The organism is Solidesulfovibrio aerotolerans (assembly GCF_009856865.1).
GTDB classification, from domain to species: Bacteria; Desulfobacterota; Desulfovibrionia; order Desulfovibrionales; family Desulfovibrionaceae; genus Solidesulfovibrio; species Solidesulfovibrio aerotolerans.
Window position 1 is genome coordinate 1 of record NZ_WVUD01000131.1, and the last position, 583, is coordinate 583.

The 583-nt window shown below is 51.8% G+C and carries 1 protein-coding gene; it reads right to left on the reverse strand.

All coding sequences use genetic code 11. The annotated features are described in order from the left end of the window. Positions 1–227: recombinase family protein (locus tag GTA51_RS20410; protein WP_439333344.1), on the reverse strand; the 227-nt coding region annotated here is incomplete at its 3' end. Between the last annotated feature and the right edge of the window lie 356 nt (positions 228–583).

The window sequence follows — 583 nt, forward strand, 5'->3', positions numbered from 1 at the left end:
TCGCCCTCGCGCACGAAGGCGAGGAGCGCGTCGAGCTGTGGCCGTCGAGTGTCCTTACCCGACGCCTTGTCGGTGAACACCTTGTCCACCTGAACGTGTTCGAGCTGCCGTTCCGGGTTCTGGTCGAAACTGCTGACGCGGACGTAGCCGATACGGTGCCCCTGCAAGATGCCTCCTGAGCCGAAAGTGTCAGGTAGAAATCTATAGTTTTGCGCGGAATCCGTCAAGAAATTGCAAATACAGATCTATTCTGACGCTTTCCGGTGACGCCTCCTGACATCTGGTTAGGGTCTAGTCCAAATAGACATAATAAACAAAATAGTTCGTTGAGGTCACTTGCGTGCGGATCGACCCCACGCGCGTTGAGCCACAGGCGAATAAGCAAAGCCCCGCAGGGCAGGAGGTACGGTAGGCCTACCGTACCTGTCCTGCCTTCGCGCACGCTGTCATTGTTTTGATTTTTTTTGTCAGCGACACTATCAGCTAGTATGGGCTTGAATGAGAGCGGTTACGCTCACTTCTAATCGGATAAACTGTTATCAGTTGACATTGGCTACTAACGGATCATAAAATATGATAAAAA